Genomic DNA, 15,439 nt, shown 5'->3' on the forward strand with positions numbered 1-15,439 from the left:
GGAGGAGGGAGTGGGAAGGAAGGAGCAGGAGGGGAGTCAGTCGTTGTGCGCGGCTGCGCCGCCGAGGTTGTTGTTGATCAGGCTCATGACGGACGCGTCGGCGAGTGTGGTGACATCCCCGATCTCCCGCTGCTCCGCCACGTCCCGCAGCAGCCGGCGCATGATCTTGCCCGAGCGGGTCTTGGGAAGTTCCGGTACGACCATGACCTGCCGGGGCTTGGCGATCGGGCCGATCTCCCGCGCCACGTGGTTCCGCAGCGCCGTGATCGTGTCCGACCCCTCCGTGGCGCTGCCGCGCAGGATGACGAACGCGACGATGGCCTGCCCGGTGGTGGCGTCCGTCGCGCCGACCACCGCGGCCTCCGCCACGGCGGGGTGGGAGACCAGCGCCGATTCCACCTCGGCGGTGGAGATCCGGTGTCCGGAGACGTTCATGACGTCGTCCACGCGGCCCAGCAGCCAGATGTCGCCGTCCTCGTCGTACCGCGCGCCGTCACCGGCGAAGTAGTAACCCTGCTGGGCGAAGCGGGACCAGTACGTCTCCCGGTACCGCTCCTCGTCGCCCCAGACGCCGCGCAGCATGGCGGGCCAGGGGCGGTCCAGCACCAGGTAGCCGGACTCGCCCTTGCCGACCTCGATGCCCTGGTCGTCGACGACCTTGGCGGAGATGCCGGGCAGCGGGGTCTGCGCCGAACCAGGCTTGGGGACCAGGCCGTTCCCCGGCAGTGGGGCGATCATGATCGCGCCGGTCTCGGTCTGCCACCAGGTGTCGACTACCGGTGTGCGGTTGCCGCCGATGTGCTCCCGGTACCACAGCCACGCCTGCGGGTTGATCGGCTCGCCGACGCTGCCCAGCACCCGCAGCGAGGACAGGTCGTACCGCGCGGGAATGCCTTCCCCCCACTTCATGAAGGTGCGAATGAGGGTGGGCGCGGTGTAGTAGAGCGACACCCCGTACTTCTGGATGATCTCGAAGTGCCGCCCCTCGTGAGGGGTGTTGGGTGTGCCCTCGTACATGACAGAGGTGGCGCGGTTGGCCAACGGCCCGTACACGATGTACGAGTGCCCGGTGATCCAGCCGATGTCGGCCGTGCACCAGTACACGTCGTCCCCGGCCCGGTGGTCGAAGGCCGCGCGGTGGGAGTACGCGGCCTGGGTGAGATAGCCGCCGGAGGTGTGCAGGATGCCCTTGGGCTTACCGGTGGTGCCGGAGGTGTAGAGGATGAAGAGCGGGTGTTCGGCGTCGAATGCCTCGGGGGTGTGCGTATCGGCCTGGGCGTCCACCAGGTCGTGCCACCACAGGTCCCGGCCCTCGGTCCAGGCCACGGCCGAGCCCGTACGGCGGACGACCAGGACGTGTTCGATGCTCGGCGCGTGCGCCACCGCCTCGTCCGTGCCGTCCTTCATCGCCACCGCCTGGCCCCTGCGGTACTGGCCGTCCGCGGTGATCAGCAGCTTCGCCTCGGCGTCCGCGATCCGGGACTGCAGTGCGGCGGGGGAGAAGCCGCCGAAGACGACGCTGTGCGGCAGGCCGAGGCGGGCGCAGGCCAGCATCGCGAACACCGCTTCGGGGATCATCGGCAGCTGGATGGCGACCCGGTCGCCGGTGGTCAGGCCGAGGGAGAGCAGGGCGTTGGCGGTCCTGCTCACCTCGCGTTGCAGGTCGGCATAGGTGATGGTCCGGGTGTCGCCCGGCTCGCCCTCCCAGTGGATGGCGACCTGTTCACCGTGGCCCGCCTCGACGTGCCGGTCCACGCAGTTGTACGCCACGTTCAGCCGGCCGTCGGCGAACCACCGCGCGAACGGTGCGTCCGACCAGTCCAGTACCTGCGTCCACGGAGTGTCCCAGTGCAGCCGGGCGGCCTGCTCCGCCCAGAACGCGTCCCGGTCGTCCGCCGGGGCGGGGGCGGGGATCAGATCCTCGGCAGCAGTGTGTCGGTCCGTTCGCCGGGTCATGCGGGGGCCTCCGGTGGATGAGCGTGATGATGAGTGAGGGTGAAGCAACAGGTATGGGTCAGGTGCGGGTCACTGTTGCCGGGCAAGGTTGGCGCGAGGTTGGCGGGAGGGCGCTGCGGCCGGTGTCCGGTCGATGCCGCGGTGGCCCTTGGCCGACCGCGACCGGGCGATGCGTGGCACCAGCGGTGCGGCGGTGCGGCGGCGCCAGGCGCCCTGCCACACGCCCCACCCGTACGCGAGATCGTCCAGCCGCCGGACCGCCGTGTACGTGAGCGGGTCCAGCGCCGCGCCGGACCGCCGGTGGTCGGCGAGCCCTTCGGCCACGGCGGCCGCGAGCAGCAGGTACCGGGCACGGCCGCTGTACGCCGCGGCGGCCACGGCGAGCGGCCAGTGATGCCGGGTCGCGCAGCGCAGCAACTGTTCCGCGGTGCCGCGCAGTGCGGCGAGCGAGAGCAGCGTCCCCGCGCGGACGGGGGCGTCGGCGTCGGGCATCCGCCGTACCAGGCGCACGGCGGATGCCGCGGTCAGTGCCGCCGCCGCGGCGGTCGGGCCGGGGCCGCCGCGCAGCAGCAGCGCGCAGGCGGCCAGCGACCAGGGGGAGCTGTACAGCGGTGGCACCTGGCCGGGGTGGCGCAGCGCCAGGTCCGCGGCGCCGGTGCCGTACCCGGCGCGCTGGGCGAGCCAGCTGCGCAGGTCGGTGCGGTGCTGGTGGCCGACCCGGGACCGCGGTACGTAGCGCAGCCGCCAGCCGGCGGCGTGCAGCCGGTGGCACAGGTCCACGTCCTCGGCGACCCGCATCGCCGGGGCGAAGCCCGTACCGACGGCGGACCTGCGGACCACGATGGTGGCGCTGGGCACGTACGCGAGCGCGGACAGCGGGACGACCGGGCCCTCCCGCGCGCCCATGTCCAGCGGGGAGCGGACCTCCTCGTACCGGTCCAGCCGGCCGGCGCCGGCCACGGGTACCGCGACGATCCGGGGCGCGGCGAGCGCCACCGCGGGGTCGGCGAACTGTGCCAGCAACGGCGCGAGCCAGCCCGCCTCGGGCCGCACGTCGGAGTCGCAGAACGCCACGTACGGGGTACGGGCGTGCCGCAGGCCGGTGTTGCGGGCGGCCGCCGGGCCCAGGTTGTGCGGGTGGACGAGCAGCCGGGCGCCGTGCCTGCGGGCCGCGTCGGCCACGGGGGCCGGGTTCCGGGAGCCGTCGTCCACCACCAGCAGCGGCAGATCCGCGGTCTGCGGGTCACTGCGCAGAGCGGTCAGCAACCGGTCCAGCAGGTCGGCCCGGTCCCGTACGGGGACGACGACCGTGGTCCGGCCCGGCGCGTGCGCGGGCGGGCGCGGATGCGCCGCACCGGCGTCCAGCAGCCGCCGGGCGAGCGCCGCGGTCGCCCGGTCGGTGACGCCGAACCGGCCGTCGGCCAGCAGCCGGGCCGCCGTGGCGCTCAGCCGCAGCAGCCGTGGCGGGGAGCCGCCGAGCAGCAGGCGGCCGTCGCGCGACCGGTGCACCTGGGCGTCGAGTTCCACGCCGAAGCCGTACGGCAGCCCGGTCGCGGGCGGTGGTTCCAGGTGTGGTCCATGGTGCGGTGAAGGGTCCGGTGCGGCGGTCATCCGGCGAACCCCCCATCGGCGTGCAGCACGGTTCCGGTGACCGCGGCGGCCGCCTCCGAGCACGCGAAGGCGACGACGGAGGCAACCTCCTCGGGCTCCAGCAGCCGTTGCAGCAACTGGTGTTCGGCCAGCTCCTGCGCGTCGGCCAGGCCGTACAGGTCGGCGGTGGCGCGCAGCATGTCCGTGCGGGTGGATCCCGGCGATACGGCGACCGCGTTCACGCCGGTGCCCTGAAGGTCGCAGGCGAGGGACCGGATCAGCCCGAGTACGGCGTGTTTGGCCGCGCAGTACGAGCCCAGGCCCCACAGCCCGCGGTGCGCGGCGGCCGAGGCGAGGGCGACGAACCGGCCGGTGCGCGGCCGCGGCCGGCGCAGCAGGGCGGGGACGGCGGCGCGGGCGAGATGCGCGACGCCCAGCACGTCCACGTCCAGCAGGGTCCGCCAGTGCGCGTCGGAGTGCTCCCACACCGGGCCGCCGCCGAGCAGTACGGCCGCGCCGGCCACGGCCGCGTCCAGCCCGCCGAACTCCGTCTCGGCGAGCTCCACGGCCGCCCGCAGCGCGGCCGCGTCCCGCACATCCGCGTGGACCGCCCGCACCATCGCGAACTCACGCGCCAGTGCGTCCAGTTGGCCGGGCCCCGCCAGTGGGTACGGGACGTCGGGGTCGTCCGCGCAGCGGTCCACCGCGACCACCGCCCAGCCGTTCTCCGCCAGCCGCGTCACGGTCGCGGCCCCGATGCCCCGGGCGGCCCCGGTCACGACGGCGACCCGGCGGCCGGTCATCGGGCGGCTCCCTGGGAGACGCCCAGCCGGCCCCGGTCGGACACCTGCCAGCCGCGGACGGCGTCGGCGAGGCCCGCCGCCATCCGCTCCAGCAGCCGCTCCCCTTCGCTCGCACCGGCCCCTTCCGGGTCGCCGAGGACGCCGGAGGGGCTGACACCGCGCACGGAGTCGCGTACCAGCCGCTCCATCAGCAGATGGATCGGCTCGGTCGGCCCGGCGACGGCCCGCTCCCGGCGTACGGCCTCGGGCCGCATCCGCAGCATCATCGACGTCTCGGTGCGGCCCGCGTGCGCGTCGGAGCCGCGCGGGACGCACGGCCACCAGGCCACGTCCCGGCTCTCCCCGCGCAGCCCGGTCACCGCGTCGGCCAGGCTCGTCAGATTGCCGCCGTGCCCGTTGACCACCAGCAGCCGGCCCGCCCAGCGCAGCATCGAGCGGCCGATCTCGGTGACCAGCATCCGCAGCGCGACATGTCCGATGGACACCGTGCCGGCGAAGCCCTCGTGCTCGCCGCTGGCCCCGTAGGGCTGTACCGGTGCGATCACGAGGTCCAGCTCGCCGCGCAGCCGGGCGGCGGCCCGCTCGGCGACCGCCGAGGCCACCGCGGCATCGGTGTCCAGCGGGAGGTGCGGACCGTGCTGCTCGCAGGAGCCGAGCGGCAGCAGCACGAGCGGGCGACGGCCCGTCAGATTCGGCCAGGCCAGGTCCGCGAGGTGGTTACTCATGGCGTGTTCTCCCGGTACCGAATGGCGTGTTCTCCCGGTGCCGCGGTCGCATCTCAGACGCCCAGCGCGCGGGTGAACCCCTGCGGGATCACCACGTCGTCGGCGCTCAGTTCGTGGATGCCGGAACGCCCCAGCCCGAGCAGCGCCGAGTCGATGCCGCCGCGCAGGACGTCGAGCACGTTCTCCACTCCGGCCTGGCCGCCCGCAGCCAGGCCCCACAGGTAGGCGCGCCCGATCATCACCGCCCGCGCGCCGAGCGCGACCGCCTTGACCACGTCGCTGCCGCGGCGGATCCCTCCGTCGAGCAGGACCTCGACCTGGTCGCCCACGGCCTCGGCGATGGACGGCAGGACGCGGATCGGCGCCGGGGTGGCGTCCAGGTTGTTGCCCCCGTGGTTGGACACGGAGATCGCGGTCACGCCCGCGTCCACGGCCCGCTTGGCGTCGTCGACCCGGCAGATCCCCTTGAGCAGGAACGGGCCTCCCCACTGCTCGCGCAGCCAGGCGACGTCCTCCCACGACGGGGGCGGCGTCTGCATCCACTCGCCGTAGGCCCCGAAGAACGTCGGTGCCGGACTGCCGGGCTCGGCGATGTTCGGCGCGGTGAGGTCCGGGATGCTCCGGCTCTTGAGGAAGTCGAGCAGCCAGCCGGGGCGGGCCAGCGTCTCGGGGGCGAACCGGAGCATCGCCTTGAGGTCCAGCCGCTCGGGGATCTTGGGGCTGCCCCAGTCCCGGCCGTGCGAGAAGGACCAGTCGAGGGTGACGATCAGCCCCTTGGCCCCGGCCGCGCGGGCCCGCTCCATCCGCTGGAGCATGACGTCCCGGGTGCCCATCCAGTACACCTGGAAGAACGTCTGCGGGTTGGCCGCGACGACGTCCGCCAGCGGCTTGCTGGCGAAGGAGCTCAGGCCCATCGCCGTGCCGCGGGCCGCCGCCGCGCGGGCCACGGCCACCTCCCCGTCGGGGTGTACGGCCTGTACGCCCGTCGGGGAGATGATCACCGGCAGCGAGATCTCCTGCCCCATGACCGTCGTCGCCATCTCGCGCTTGGCCGACAGCCCGGCGACGTGCGGGGCGAACCCGAGCTGCGCGAAGGCCGCGGTGTTGTCGTCGTAGGAGACGCCCTTCTCGGAGCCGGCGAGCAATGCGCTGTAGACGGATTTCGGCAGCCGCTTCCGGGCCCGCCGCTGGGCCTCCGTCACTGTCTCGAACCAACCGCTCATGATTCTTTTCCTCTTTCGTCGTCTCTGTTCGGTCGCGCGACTGCGTGACGGTTCAGCGCGCTTCCATGCCGGCCAGCGGGCTCTCGTCACAGAAGCGGTCCGGGCGACCGGTCCGCAGCGCGGGCATGCCCAGCGAGACCTTGCGGTGCGAGTGGTCGGTGCCCTGCGGGGGCAGCGCCGCACGGTCGACGGCGGCCAGCGCTGCGGCGCCGTGGCCCTTGACGCACTCGGGGTCCGGGCCGTCCAGCGGCAGCCCGGTGAAGAACTTCGCGGCCATGCAGCCGCCCTGGCAGACGTCGTACGCCGAGCAGGACCGGCACGCGCCGCCGCTCTGCTCGCCGCGCAGCTCCTGGAAGAGCGAGGAGGACTGCCACACCTCGGCGAAGCCGCCGGGCGAGCGCACATTGCCCGCCTTGAAGGTGTCGTGGATGGCGAACGGACAGGCGTACACGTCCCCGACCGGGTCGATCAGACAGACCACCCGCCCGGCGCCGCACAGGTTCAGGCCCGGGATCGGCTCCGTACCAAGCGCGTTGAGGTGGAAGAACGAGTCGCCGGTGAGGACCCGGTCGCCGTGCGCGACCAGCCATTCGTACAGCTCCAGCTGCTGCCGGTCCGTCGGGTGCAGCTCGTCCCAGACGTCCGCGCCGCGCCCGGACGGCCGCAGCCGGGTGATGCGCAGCTGGGCGCCGTACCGGTCGGCGATCGCGGCGAAGTCGTCCAGCTGCGACACGTTCTGCCGGGTCATGACCACCGAGATCTTGAAGTTCTCGAAGCCGGCCTCGGCGAGGTTCTCCATGGCCCGGATCGCCATGTCGTACGAACCGGGGCCGCGGACCGCGTCGTTGACCTCGCGGGTCGCGCCGTCCAGCGAGATCTGTACGTCGACGTAGTCGGTCGCGGCCAGCCGCCGGGCGCGCTCGGGCGTGATCCGCAGCCCGTTGGTGGAGAACTTCACGCCCACCTGGTGGGCGATCGCGTAATCCAGCAGCTCCCAGAAATCGGCGCGTACGGTCGGCTCGCCGCCGCCGACGTTGACGTAGAACACCTGCATCCGCTGCAGCTCGTCGATCACCGACTTGATCTCATCGGTGGACAGCTCCATCGGGTCGCGCCGCCCGGAGGAGGACAGGCAGTGCGCGCAGGAGAGGTTGCACGCGTAGGTCCACTCCCAGGTCAGACAGATAGGGGCGTTCAGTCCGTGCTTGAACTGATCGACGAGCATGGCGGCTCCAGCTCTCTGAGGCTCTCTAGGGCTCTCTAAAGGGGGACGATCATGTCGGTGGCGGCGAGCGCGGCCAGCGCGCGCAGCGTCGGCTCGTGCCGCGCCGCCGGCAGTGCGGCCAGTGCCTCCCGGGCGCTGGTGTGCTCGCCGAGGTGCTCGACGAGCCTCACCAGCGCCGGGTCCTTCAGGAACGACAGCCGGCGGGTGCCGAAGTGGTACGCGAGCGCCCCGAACGGCTCGGGGCGCAGCGCGACGCTGGGACTGAGCCGGTAGCCCCGGTCCGGGCTGAAGGAGGCGGCGGGCGCGGGCGCGGGCGCATTGGAGGGGGAGGACATCGCGGCCGGCCTAGTACACGCCGCACATGCCGTCGATGGAGACCTCTTCGACGAGGAGCTCCTCGGTCACGTCCTCGGGCGCGAAGGCGGTCGCGTCGTTGTCCTGCTCGACCGTGCTGAATTCGTCCTGCATGGCGAACCTCCTGGAGAGAGGGGCGGGTGGGAACGGATTCGACGTTAGGCGCGGCTCCGGGACCGCCCCACCATGCGACCGGGCCCCGTCGACCTGTCCGATCGGAGGGGCGTACGCGCGCCCCGTCCGATCGGACGGGCACCCTCCCGTCCGTTCGCGCCCGGCTGCCGTCCGCCTGGCCGGTACCCCCGTCGCGGCCCGCTCCCGGAAGGTGAATCACGCCACTCGTCGAGCAGAGAGGAACCGGAGATCATGCAGGTCGATGAACTTCTCAAGCCGTTTCCGATCAAGGAATTCCATCCCTTCCCGCGGGCGATGATGGGCCCGGGCGCACACGAACTGATCGGCCCCGAGGCCAAGAAGCTCGGCTTCCGCCGCACGCTGGTGATGACCACGGGTCTGCGGGGCAGCGACACCGTGCACAAGATCGTCGAGTCGATGAAGTACCACGGCCTCGAGGTCGTCGTGTACGACAAGGTCGAGTCGAATCCCAAGGACTACAACGTCATGGACGCCGTGGCGATGTACCAGGAGAACAAGTGCGACTCGTTCGTCTCCATCGGCGGCGGGTCCTCGCACGACGCCTGCAAGGGCGCCCGCATCTCGGTCGCGCACGACGGCCGCAGTGTGAATGAGTTCGAGGGCTTCAACAAGTCCGAGAACCCCAAGAACCCGCCGCACATCGCGGTGTCCACCACCGCCGGCACCGGCTCGGAGACGTCGTGGGCGTACGTCATCACGGACACCACGACCGACCCCGACAACCCGCACAAGTACGTTGCGTTCGATGACGCTTCGGTGGCCAGTCTCGCCATCGACGACCCGACGCTGTACTACGACTGCCCGCTGGACTACACCGCGCAGTGCGGCTTCGACGTGCTCGCACACGCCTCCGAGCCCTATGTTTCGCGGCTCAACTTCCAGCCCTCGCTGGGCAATTCACTGCACGCGATCAAGCTGACCGCGCAGCATCTGCGGCAGGCGGTGTGGAACGGCCAGGACCTGGCCGGGCGCGAGGGGATGATGTACGCGCAGTACATCGCCGCGCAGGCGTTCAACTCCGGCGGCCTGGGCATCATCCACTCCATCTCGCACGCGATCAGCGCCTTCTACGACACCCACCACGGGCTCAACAACGCCATCGCGCTGCCCCGGGTCTGGGCGTTCAACATGCCCGCGATGTACGAGCGGTTCGCGGACATCGCCGAGGCGATGGGCGTCGACACGCACGGCATGACCAAGGTCAAGGCCGCCGAGGCGGCGCTGGCGGCCGGAATCCGGCTGCTGCGGGACGTCGGTATCCCGGAGAAGTTCACCGATGTCACCCAGGACTCCTACTCCAAGAACCGGCTGGGCCAGGGCCCGACGAAGTTCTACGAGCAGGCATCGGTCATCAAGGGCGACGACGCGGACATCGACCGGATCACCCACCACGTCCTCGGCGACGCCTGTACCCCGGGCAACGCCAAGGAGTGCACGTTCGACACCGTCCGCCCGGTCGTCGAGCACTGCATGAACGGCGACCTGGACGACCTGCTCGGCTGAGTCGCCCCGAGCGACCAGCGAGCGACATCGGCACGGGGCGGGGGCACCACCCCCGCCCCGGATCCCGGACGGAGTAACCGTGCTCGACACAGCTCATTCCCATGACACCCCGGCCCCGGAATTCGACTCGGTCGACGATGTGATCGAGCGGTTCGCCGCACACGGCTACATCGCCGACCGCCGGCTCGCCACAACCGTGTTCCTGCTCGCCAGGCTGGAGAAGCCGGTGCTGCTGGAAGGCCCGGCCGGGGTCGGCAAGACCGAACTGGCCAAGGCACTGGCCGCGGCATCGGGCCGCCGGCTGCTGCGCCTGCAGTGCTACGAAGGCCAGGACGAGAGCAAGGCGCTCTACGAATGGGACTACGGCAAGCAGCTGCTGTACACGCAGATGCTGCGGGACAAGATCGGCGAGCTCACCGCCGACGCCCCCGACCTGGCCACCGCCGTGCACCGGATCGGCGAACAGGACAGTGTGTTCTTCTCCGACCGCTTCCTCGCGCCGCGCCCGCTGCTGGACGCGATCCGCGGCGAGCAGCCGGCCGTCCTGCTGATCGACGAGGTCGACCGCGCCGACGAGGCCCTGGAGGCGGTACTGCTGGAGTGCCTGGCCGAGTACCAGGTCTCGGTGCCCGAGATCGGCACGTACACCGCGAAGGTCCCGCCGTACATCGTGCTCACTTCCAACAACACCCGTGATCTGTCCGCCGCGCTCAAACGGCGCTGTCTGCATCTGTTCCTGGACTACCCGGACGCGGACCGCGAGCTGGAGATCCTGCGCGCGAAGGACACCGGGCTGCCGGAGGCCGCCGCCCAGCTGCTGGTGGCGGTCGTACGCGGCCTGCGCGAGCTGGACCTGCGGAAGAGCCCCAGCATCTCGGAGACCATCGACTGGGCCCGCACCCTCGCCGTACTCGGCGTCGACGAACTGGACCCGGAGATCCTCGCCGAGACCGCCAACGTGGTCCTCAAGTACGAGCGGGACATGCACCGCGCGCTGGGCGTGCTGCCCCGGCTGGTCGACCCCAACCGTGAGCTGCCCGAACCGGGGCATCACCACGACGGGCACGGACATCACCACGGGCACCACCACGGCCCGGGCCACAGCCACGATCACGGCCCCCATGACGGCCACGACAGCCACGACGGTCACGACGCCGGGCCCGACGGAACCGCCGTACGGTCCGCCATGGACCAGCAGGGCCGCCACGACGAGGGCTATTACGGCGCGCCAGGAGCGGGACCGATCAGCCGCCCCAAGCCGGGCGGCGGCCAGGGTGCCCGTGCCTTCGCCGCCATCGCCCGGCGCCGGACCGACTGAGCCGGGGGCGAGGGCATGCAGAGCAGCGTGCACCGGTTCGTCCGCCTGCTGCGCCTCTTCGGGCTGCGGGTGTCGGTGTCGGAGGCGATGGACGCCATGCGCGGGGCCGCCCAGCCCGGAGTGCTCGGCCGGCGGGAGACGCTGCGCGAGGCGCTGCGGATGACGCTGGTGAAGGACCGGCGCGACGACGAGGTCTTCGACGAGCTGTTCACGGCGTACTTCTCGCTGCTCCCGGTGGGCGGCGGGGACGGCGGGCACGGCCACAGCCATGAGCACGACGACCTCACCGACACCGGCGCACTGGAGTCCTTCACCGTCTCCGAGGAGCCCTCGGAGCTGCCGCAGCAGGGCCACAGCCACGACAAGCCCGCCGACATCCGCGACTACTTCGACCAGCGGGACCTGGCCCAGCAGTACAACCTGCACCAGGAGGCCAACAAGATCGACATGGCCTCGATGACCGACGAGATCGTGCTGTCCAAGGACCGGGCGACCGGGGCCACGGACGCGGCCCCCTCCGTCCAGCTGGAGACCGAACGGCTGCACGGCGCCGGCATTCCCGGGCAGCTCGCCACGGCGACCGGTCAGCGGATCGACACCGAACTGACCGTCGCCCAGCAGGACGCCCTCTTCGGATGGCTCGACCGGGAACCCGATGACGACGCCGACGACGCCGACGAGGAAGCCCTCGCCGCGCTCCGCCGGCAGCTCACCGGAGTCATCGAGAACCTGCCCGAGCTGCTGAAACGGCACCTGGAGCGGCTGGCAGGCATGGAGACGGTGGCTCAGGAGGCCGCACAGCCCGCCGAGCGCGCCCGCCTCGAAACGGTCGACGAGGACGAGCGGGCCCAACTGGAGGAGGCGCTGCGCCGGGTGGGGCGCTCCGTGCGCGGCGCGCTGACCAGCCGCCGCCGGGTCAGCCCGCGCGGCCGGGTGGACGCGGGACGCACCATGCGCCGGAACATGCGCTACGACGGCATCCCGTTCCGCCCGGTCACCACGGTCCGGGCCGAGGACAGGCCGCGGGTGGTGGTGCTGGCCGATGTCTCGCTGTCGGTACGGGCCACCTCGCGGTTCACCCTGCACCTCGTCCACGGCCTGCAGTCGCTCTTCGGGCAGGTCCGCTCCTTCGCCTTCGTCGACGAACCCACCGAGATCACCGAGCTGTTCACCGAGCATCCGCTGGAGCGGGCCCTCGGCCTGGTCTTCGACGGGCTGCAGGGCGGCGGCCTGCTCGACACCGACGCCAACTCCGATTACGGCCGGACCTTCGACCGGCTGCTGGCCGACCACGCCGCGGCCCTGGGCCGCCGCACCACCCTGATCGTGCTGGGCGACGGACGCGGCAACGGCAACGACCCGCGGACCGGCACCTTCGAGGAGATCACCCGCCGGGTCCGGCAGACGATCTGGCTGACCCCGGAACCCCGGTACTCCTGGGGCCTGGGCGCCTGCGACCTGCCGCGTTACGCGGAGTTCTGCGACCGCGTCCAAGTGGTCGCCGACCTCGCCGGGCTGCAGCGCACGGCCCACCGGATGGCGGCGGAGGTGACCGGACGATGAGCGTTCCCGATCTCCGCCGCGCGGCGCAGCGTATCGATCCGCTGGCGCCGAATCCGCCCGGCCGGTACGCGGACGACGTGGTCGCCGTGATCCGGGAGAGCCCGCCCCAGGACCGTGACCCGGGAGGTCACGACCCGGGTCCTGCGCCGATCGTACGGACCGAGCACTTCTGCCTGCGACGGCGCGGCCGCCGGGTGGAAGTGGGTCACTGGCTGCGCCCCGGCCAACTGGACAACGACCTGGCGGGGCTGCTGGCGGAGGAGCTGTTCGCGCCCGGCTGGCTGTCCGGTCCCGACATCTTCGAGCGGGTCTTCACCGGCGTGGTGCGCTCCTGCGTGGACGGGCCGCTGACCGCCTGGACCACGTTCTACGAGAACACGCTGGCCCGGATCCAGGAGTGCTGGCAGGATCCCGCGACGGCCCACGACGACCACTCCTCCATCGCGGGGTTCGCGCCCGTCTACCGCCGCACGCTGGACCTGGTGGAGGCGGGCACGGTCCTGGACATGGGCTCCTGCTTCGGTTTCCTGCCGCTGATGCTCGCCCGCCGCCCCGGGCACACCGTGATCGCCTCCGACCTCTCGCGCGGCACCATGCGGCTGCTCGGGGCCGTGGCCGAGGCGCTCGGCCAGCACCTCTCCACGCTGGCCTGCGACGCGTCGCGGGTGCCGCTGCCGGACGCGTCGGTGGACACCGTCACCGTCATCCACGTACTCGAACACCTCGACCCCCAGCACGGCGACGCGGTACTGGACGAGGCGCTGCGGCTCGCCCGGCGGCGGGTGGTGGTCGCCGTGCCGTACGAGGACGAACCGACCTCCGCGTACGGCCACATCCAGTGCTTCGACGAGAAGCAGTTGCACCGCCTGGGCCGCCGCACGGGCCGCCCCTTCACCGCTTCGTCGTACCACGGCGGCTGGCTGGTCCTGGACGCCGGCTGAGTCCGAGGGGTGTCAGATGACGCCCATCTTGCTCGCCTCGTACACCGCCTCCGCGCGGCTGCTGGCGTCCAGCTTGCGCATGATGTTGCGTACGTGGAACTTCACCGTGGTCTCGGAGATGTACAGCTTCGCGCCGATGACGCGGTTGCTCAGCCCGTGGGCGAGCAGCTCCAGTACCCGCAGCTCGCGCTCGGTGAAGGTGGCCTTCGCCGGCTGCGGGTCGGTCTTGACGCGCATCGAGCGGACCATCGCGGCCGCGGACCGGGAGTCGAAGGCGCTCTCGTTGCGGGCCACCGCCCGGATGGCGCGCAGCAGTTCGGTGGTGTCCACGTCCTTGACGACATAGCCCCGCGCGCCGTGCTGGATGGCCGCCGCCACCAGGGAGTCGTCCAGGAAGGTGGTGAGGACGAGGACCGCCAGGTCCGGGTGGCGCTCGGTGAGCTCGGCACACAGGTCCAGGCCCTCGGTGTCGGCGGCCGTTGACAGTTTCAGGTCCAGCAGTGCGATCGCGGGCCGGGTGCGTTCGATGACGGCCATGGCCTCGGCCGCCGTACTCGCCTCGCCCACCACCTCCAGGTCCTCCTCGCGCTCCAGGATCGAGCGCAGCCCGTGCCGGACGATCGCGTGGTCGTCGACCAGAATGATCCGTACGGGAGAGGTCAGCGGCACGGCCGGCGCCTGCGCTTCAGTAATCATCGGAGTCCTCCTGTTCGATGCCCACCGGCAGGGGGATGTCCACCCGCAGCAGGATGCCGCCCATCCGTGAGCGGCGGATGGACAAGATGCCGCCCAGCTCCTCGGCCCTGGTCACCATGTTCGTCAGTCCGCGGTGGCGGCCCGAGGTGTCACCGGCCCGGGACAGCCGCAGTGCCCGGCGCAGTTGGGCCGGATCGCCGCTGCCGTCGTCGGAGACGCTCAAGGTGACCGCGTCGGGCCGGTAGCGCAGCCGTACCAGCGCCCGGTCGGCCTTGCCGTGCGTGGCGGAGTTGAACAGCGCCTCGCCCGCCAGCCGCAGGATCGACTGCTCGGCCTGCGGTGGCAGCGGCACCGGGCCGCCCTCCACCCGTACCCGCACTTCCAGGTCGGTGGTCTGATGGACCGTGGAGAGCCGCTCCAGCATCACCGGCAGCGGACCTGACGGTTCCTCAGAGGTGTGGTGCAGGGCGTAGATCGCATTGCGCAGCCGTTCCACGGCCTGCCGGTTCAGATCCTTGGCCGAGGTCAGCCGCAGCGCGATGTCCTCGGCCGGGCCGCCCATCGCGGCCAGCTCCGCCCGGCACACCTCGATCGTCATGCCCGCGCTGAGCACGTACTGCGTGACGCTGTCGTGCAACTCCCGGGCGATCCGGTGACGTTCGTCGTCCAGCGCCTGCCGCTGCATCGCCCCCAGCAGCCGCTGCTGGGTCTCGGCCAGCTCGGCGCTGCGCGCGGCCAGGTCCCTGGCCTGCCGTTGGGCCGCCTCGGACAGCTGCTCGGTGCGGCCGCGCAGCCGGGTGGCGGCATGGAAGAGGAAGGAGTTGTGCAGGGCCACCGCGGCCTGGTTGGCGAGCACGCGGAGGATGGCCAGGTCGGTGGCGGCCACTTCGAGGCCGGCGCCGGGCCGGGCCACGATGCCGCCCACCGGCTCGTCGTCCAGTGTCATCGGCGCCCGCACCCAGCCCTCGCCGCCCGGCGTGGACTCGGCCTCCCAGGGCCGGGTGCGCAGTACCTCCAGATGCGTCCGCACCTCGGCGGGCAGCCGGGACTCGTCGTCGATCAGTACGTCGTCGGCGTACAGCAGGAACCGCGGCCGTGCGGCCCGCAGCGCGCCGTCCGCCACGGCCAGCAGCAGCCAGCGTGCCTGCAGATGCTCGGCCGCCGCCCGTACCACTGCCTCGACCAGGGCCCGCGGGCCCTCGGCCGTCCGGACCAGGGCGCGCGAGATGCCGTCCAGCGCTTCGACGGCCCGCTCCAGGCGTTCGGTGGAGCGGATGTAGGCCGGGTAGTACGAGCGCTTGCCCGAGCGCAGGCCGGTGAGCATCCCGAGGTCGGCGGTGGCCGGCGGATCCCGGTCCGGTTCGTTCATGGCGGTCACGAAGGTCA

General features: G+C 72.0%; 14 protein-coding genes. 4 read left to right on the forward strand and 10 right to left on the reverse strand.

Annotation, left to right across the window (positions count from 1 at the left end; genetic code table 11):
• Positions 1-36: 36 nt before the first annotated feature.
• The 8 genes from acs to mftA form a co-directional block, all read right to left on the reverse strand.
• Positions 37-1,956, reverse strand: coding sequence for an acetate--CoA ligase (acs, locus tag CCS38_RS12580; RefSeq protein WP_223733321.1), 1,920 nt, complete (start codon positions 1,954-1,956; stop codon positions 37-39).
• 69 nt (positions 1,957-2,025) lie between these two features.
• Positions 2,026-3,567 carry a mycofactocin biosynthesis glycosyltransferase MftF gene (gene mftF, locus CCS38_RS12585; RefSeq protein ID WP_223733322.1) on the reverse strand — a complete coding sequence of 514 codons (1,542 nt, stop codon included), beginning with the start codon at positions 3,565-3,567 and terminating at the stop codon, positions 2,026-2,028.
• Positions 3,564-4,349, reverse strand: coding sequence for a mycofactocin-coupled SDR family oxidoreductase (locus CCS38_RS12590; RefSeq protein ID WP_223733323.1), 786 nt, complete (start codon positions 4,347-4,349; stop codon positions 3,564-3,566). Before CCS38_RS12590 ends, mftF begins: the two co-directional genes overlap by 4 nt.
• Entirely contained in the window at positions 4,346-5,074 is a 729-nt protein-coding gene (mftE, locus tag CCS38_RS12595) for a mycofactocin biosynthesis peptidyl-dipeptidase MftE (protein ID WP_223733324.1), read from the reverse strand. The genes CCS38_RS12590 and mftE overlap by 4 nt, the downstream gene beginning before the upstream one ends.
• A 53-nt stretch (positions 5,075-5,127) precedes the next feature.
• The gene (mftD, locus tag CCS38_RS12600) at positions 5,128-6,297 is read right to left on the reverse strand and encodes a pre-mycofactocin synthase MftD (protein ID WP_223733325.1); all 1,170 of its coding nucleotides are present in this window, start codon (positions 6,295-6,297) and stop codon (positions 5,128-5,130) included.
• A gap of 52 nt (positions 6,298-6,349) precedes the next feature.
• Entirely contained in the window at positions 6,350-7,522 is a 1,173-nt protein-coding gene (gene mftC / locus CCS38_RS12605; RefSeq protein ID WP_223733326.1) for a mycofactocin radical SAM maturase, read from the reverse strand.
• A 35-nt stretch (positions 7,523-7,557) separates the two neighbouring features.
• Positions 7,558-7,857 (reverse strand): mycofactocin biosynthesis chaperone MftB, encoded by a 300-nt coding sequence (gene mftB, locus CCS38_RS12610; RefSeq protein WP_223733327.1) that lies wholly within the window; start codon positions 7,855-7,857, stop codon positions 7,558-7,560.
• 10 nt (positions 7,858-7,867) lie between these two features.
• On the reverse strand, positions 7,868-7,990 hold the full coding sequence (gene mftA, locus CCS38_RS12615) for a mycofactocin precursor MftA (protein ID WP_223733328.1): 123 nt from the start codon (positions 7,988-7,990) through the stop codon (positions 7,868-7,870).
• A 252-nt stretch (positions 7,991-8,242) separates the two neighbouring features.
• Between mftA and mdo the strand changes: the two genes are divergently transcribed.
• From mdo to mftM, 4 genes are all read left to right on the forward strand, one after another.
• Entirely contained in the window at positions 8,243-9,535 is a 1,293-nt protein-coding gene (gene mdo, locus CCS38_RS12620; protein WP_223733329.1) for an NDMA-dependent methanol dehydrogenase, read from the forward strand.
• 79 nt (positions 9,536-9,614) lie between these two features.
• The gene (locus CCS38_RS12625) at positions 9,615-10,853 is read left to right on the forward strand and encodes an AAA family ATPase (RefSeq protein ID WP_308050794.1); all 1,239 of its coding nucleotides are present in this window, start codon (positions 9,615-9,617) and stop codon (positions 10,851-10,853) included.
• A 15-nt stretch (positions 10,854-10,868) separates the two neighbouring features.
• Positions 10,869-12,416: a VWA domain-containing protein gene (locus CCS38_RS12630; protein WP_223733330.1), complete on the forward strand. Its 1,548-nt coding sequence runs from the start codon at positions 10,869-10,871 to the stop codon at positions 12,414-12,416.
• Positions 12,413-13,357, forward strand: a complete 945-nt coding sequence (gene mftM, locus CCS38_RS12635) for a mycofactocin oligosaccharide methyltransferase MftM (RefSeq protein WP_223733331.1) — start codon at positions 12,413-12,415, stop codon at positions 13,355-13,357. Before CCS38_RS12630 ends, mftM begins: the two co-directional genes overlap by 4 nt.
• A gap of 12 nt (positions 13,358-13,369) precedes the next feature.
• Here mftM and CCS38_RS12640 read toward each other — a convergent pair whose 3' ends face one another.
• Together CCS38_RS12640 and CCS38_RS12645 are read right to left on the reverse strand one after the other, a co-directional pair.
• On the reverse strand, positions 13,370-14,053 hold the full coding sequence (locus CCS38_RS12640) for a MadR family response regulator transcription factor (protein WP_223733332.1): 684 nt from the start codon (positions 14,051-14,053) through the stop codon (positions 13,370-13,372).
• The gene (locus CCS38_RS12645) at positions 14,043-15,422 is read right to left on the reverse strand and encodes a MadS family sensor histidine kinase (protein ID WP_223733362.1); all 1,380 of its coding nucleotides are present in this window, start codon (positions 15,420-15,422) and stop codon (positions 14,043-14,045) included. Before CCS38_RS12645 ends, CCS38_RS12640 begins: the two co-directional genes overlap by 11 nt.
• Between the last annotated feature and the right edge of the window lie 17 nt (positions 15,423-15,439).

The sequence above is a fragment of the Streptomyces purpurogeneiscleroticus genome, from assembly GCF_020024005.1.
GTDB lineage: Bacteria > Actinomycetota > Actinomycetes > Streptomycetales > Streptomycetaceae > Streptomyces > Streptomyces purpurogeneiscleroticus.

Excerpts from the sequence above, each read along its gene's own strand:
- mftC (WP_223733326.1), bottom strand. The coding sequence starts at position 7,522 with ATGCTCGTCGATCAGTTCAAGCACGGACTGAACGCCCCTATCTGTCTG.
- mdo (WP_223733329.1), top strand. The coding sequence starts at position 8,243 with ATGCAGGTCGATGAACTTCTCAAGCCGTTTCCGATCAAGGAATTCCAT.
- mftA (WP_223733328.1), bottom strand. The coding sequence starts at position 7,990 with ATGCAGGACGAATTCAGCACGGTCGAGCAGGACAACGACGCGACCGCC.
- CCS38_RS12590 (WP_223733323.1), bottom strand. The coding sequence starts at position 4,349 with ATGACCGGCCGCCGGGTCGCCGTCGTGACCGGGGCCGCCCGGGGCATC.
- mftE (WP_223733324.1), bottom strand. The coding sequence starts at position 5,074 with ATGAGTAACCACCTCGCGGACCTGGCCTGGCCGAATCTGACGGGCCGT.
- mftB (WP_223733327.1), bottom strand. The coding sequence starts at position 7,857 with ATGTCCTCCCCCTCCAATGCGCCCGCGCCCGCGCCCGCCGCCTCCTTC.
- CCS38_RS12645 (WP_223733362.1), bottom strand. The coding sequence starts at position 15,422 with ATGAACGAACCGGACCGGGATCCGCCGGCCACCGCCGACCTCGGGATG.
- CCS38_RS12640 (WP_223733332.1), bottom strand. The coding sequence starts at position 14,053 with ATGATTACTGAAGCGCAGGCGCCGGCCGTGCCGCTGACCTCTCCCGTA.
- acs (WP_223733321.1), bottom strand. The coding sequence starts at position 1,956 with ATGACCCGGCGAACGGACCGACACACTGCTGCCGAGGATCTGATCCCC.
- mftD (WP_223733325.1), bottom strand. The coding sequence starts at position 6,297 with ATGAGCGGTTGGTTCGAGACAGTGACGGAGGCCCAGCGGCGGGCCCGG.
- mftM (WP_223733331.1), top strand. The coding sequence starts at position 12,413 with ATGAGCGTTCCCGATCTCCGCCGCGCGGCGCAGCGTATCGATCCGCTG.
- mftF (WP_223733322.1), bottom strand. The coding sequence starts at position 3,567 with ATGACCGCCGCACCGGACCCTTCACCGCACCATGGACCACACCTGGAA.
- CCS38_RS12630 (WP_223733330.1), top strand. The coding sequence starts at position 10,869 with ATGCAGAGCAGCGTGCACCGGTTCGTCCGCCTGCTGCGCCTCTTCGGG.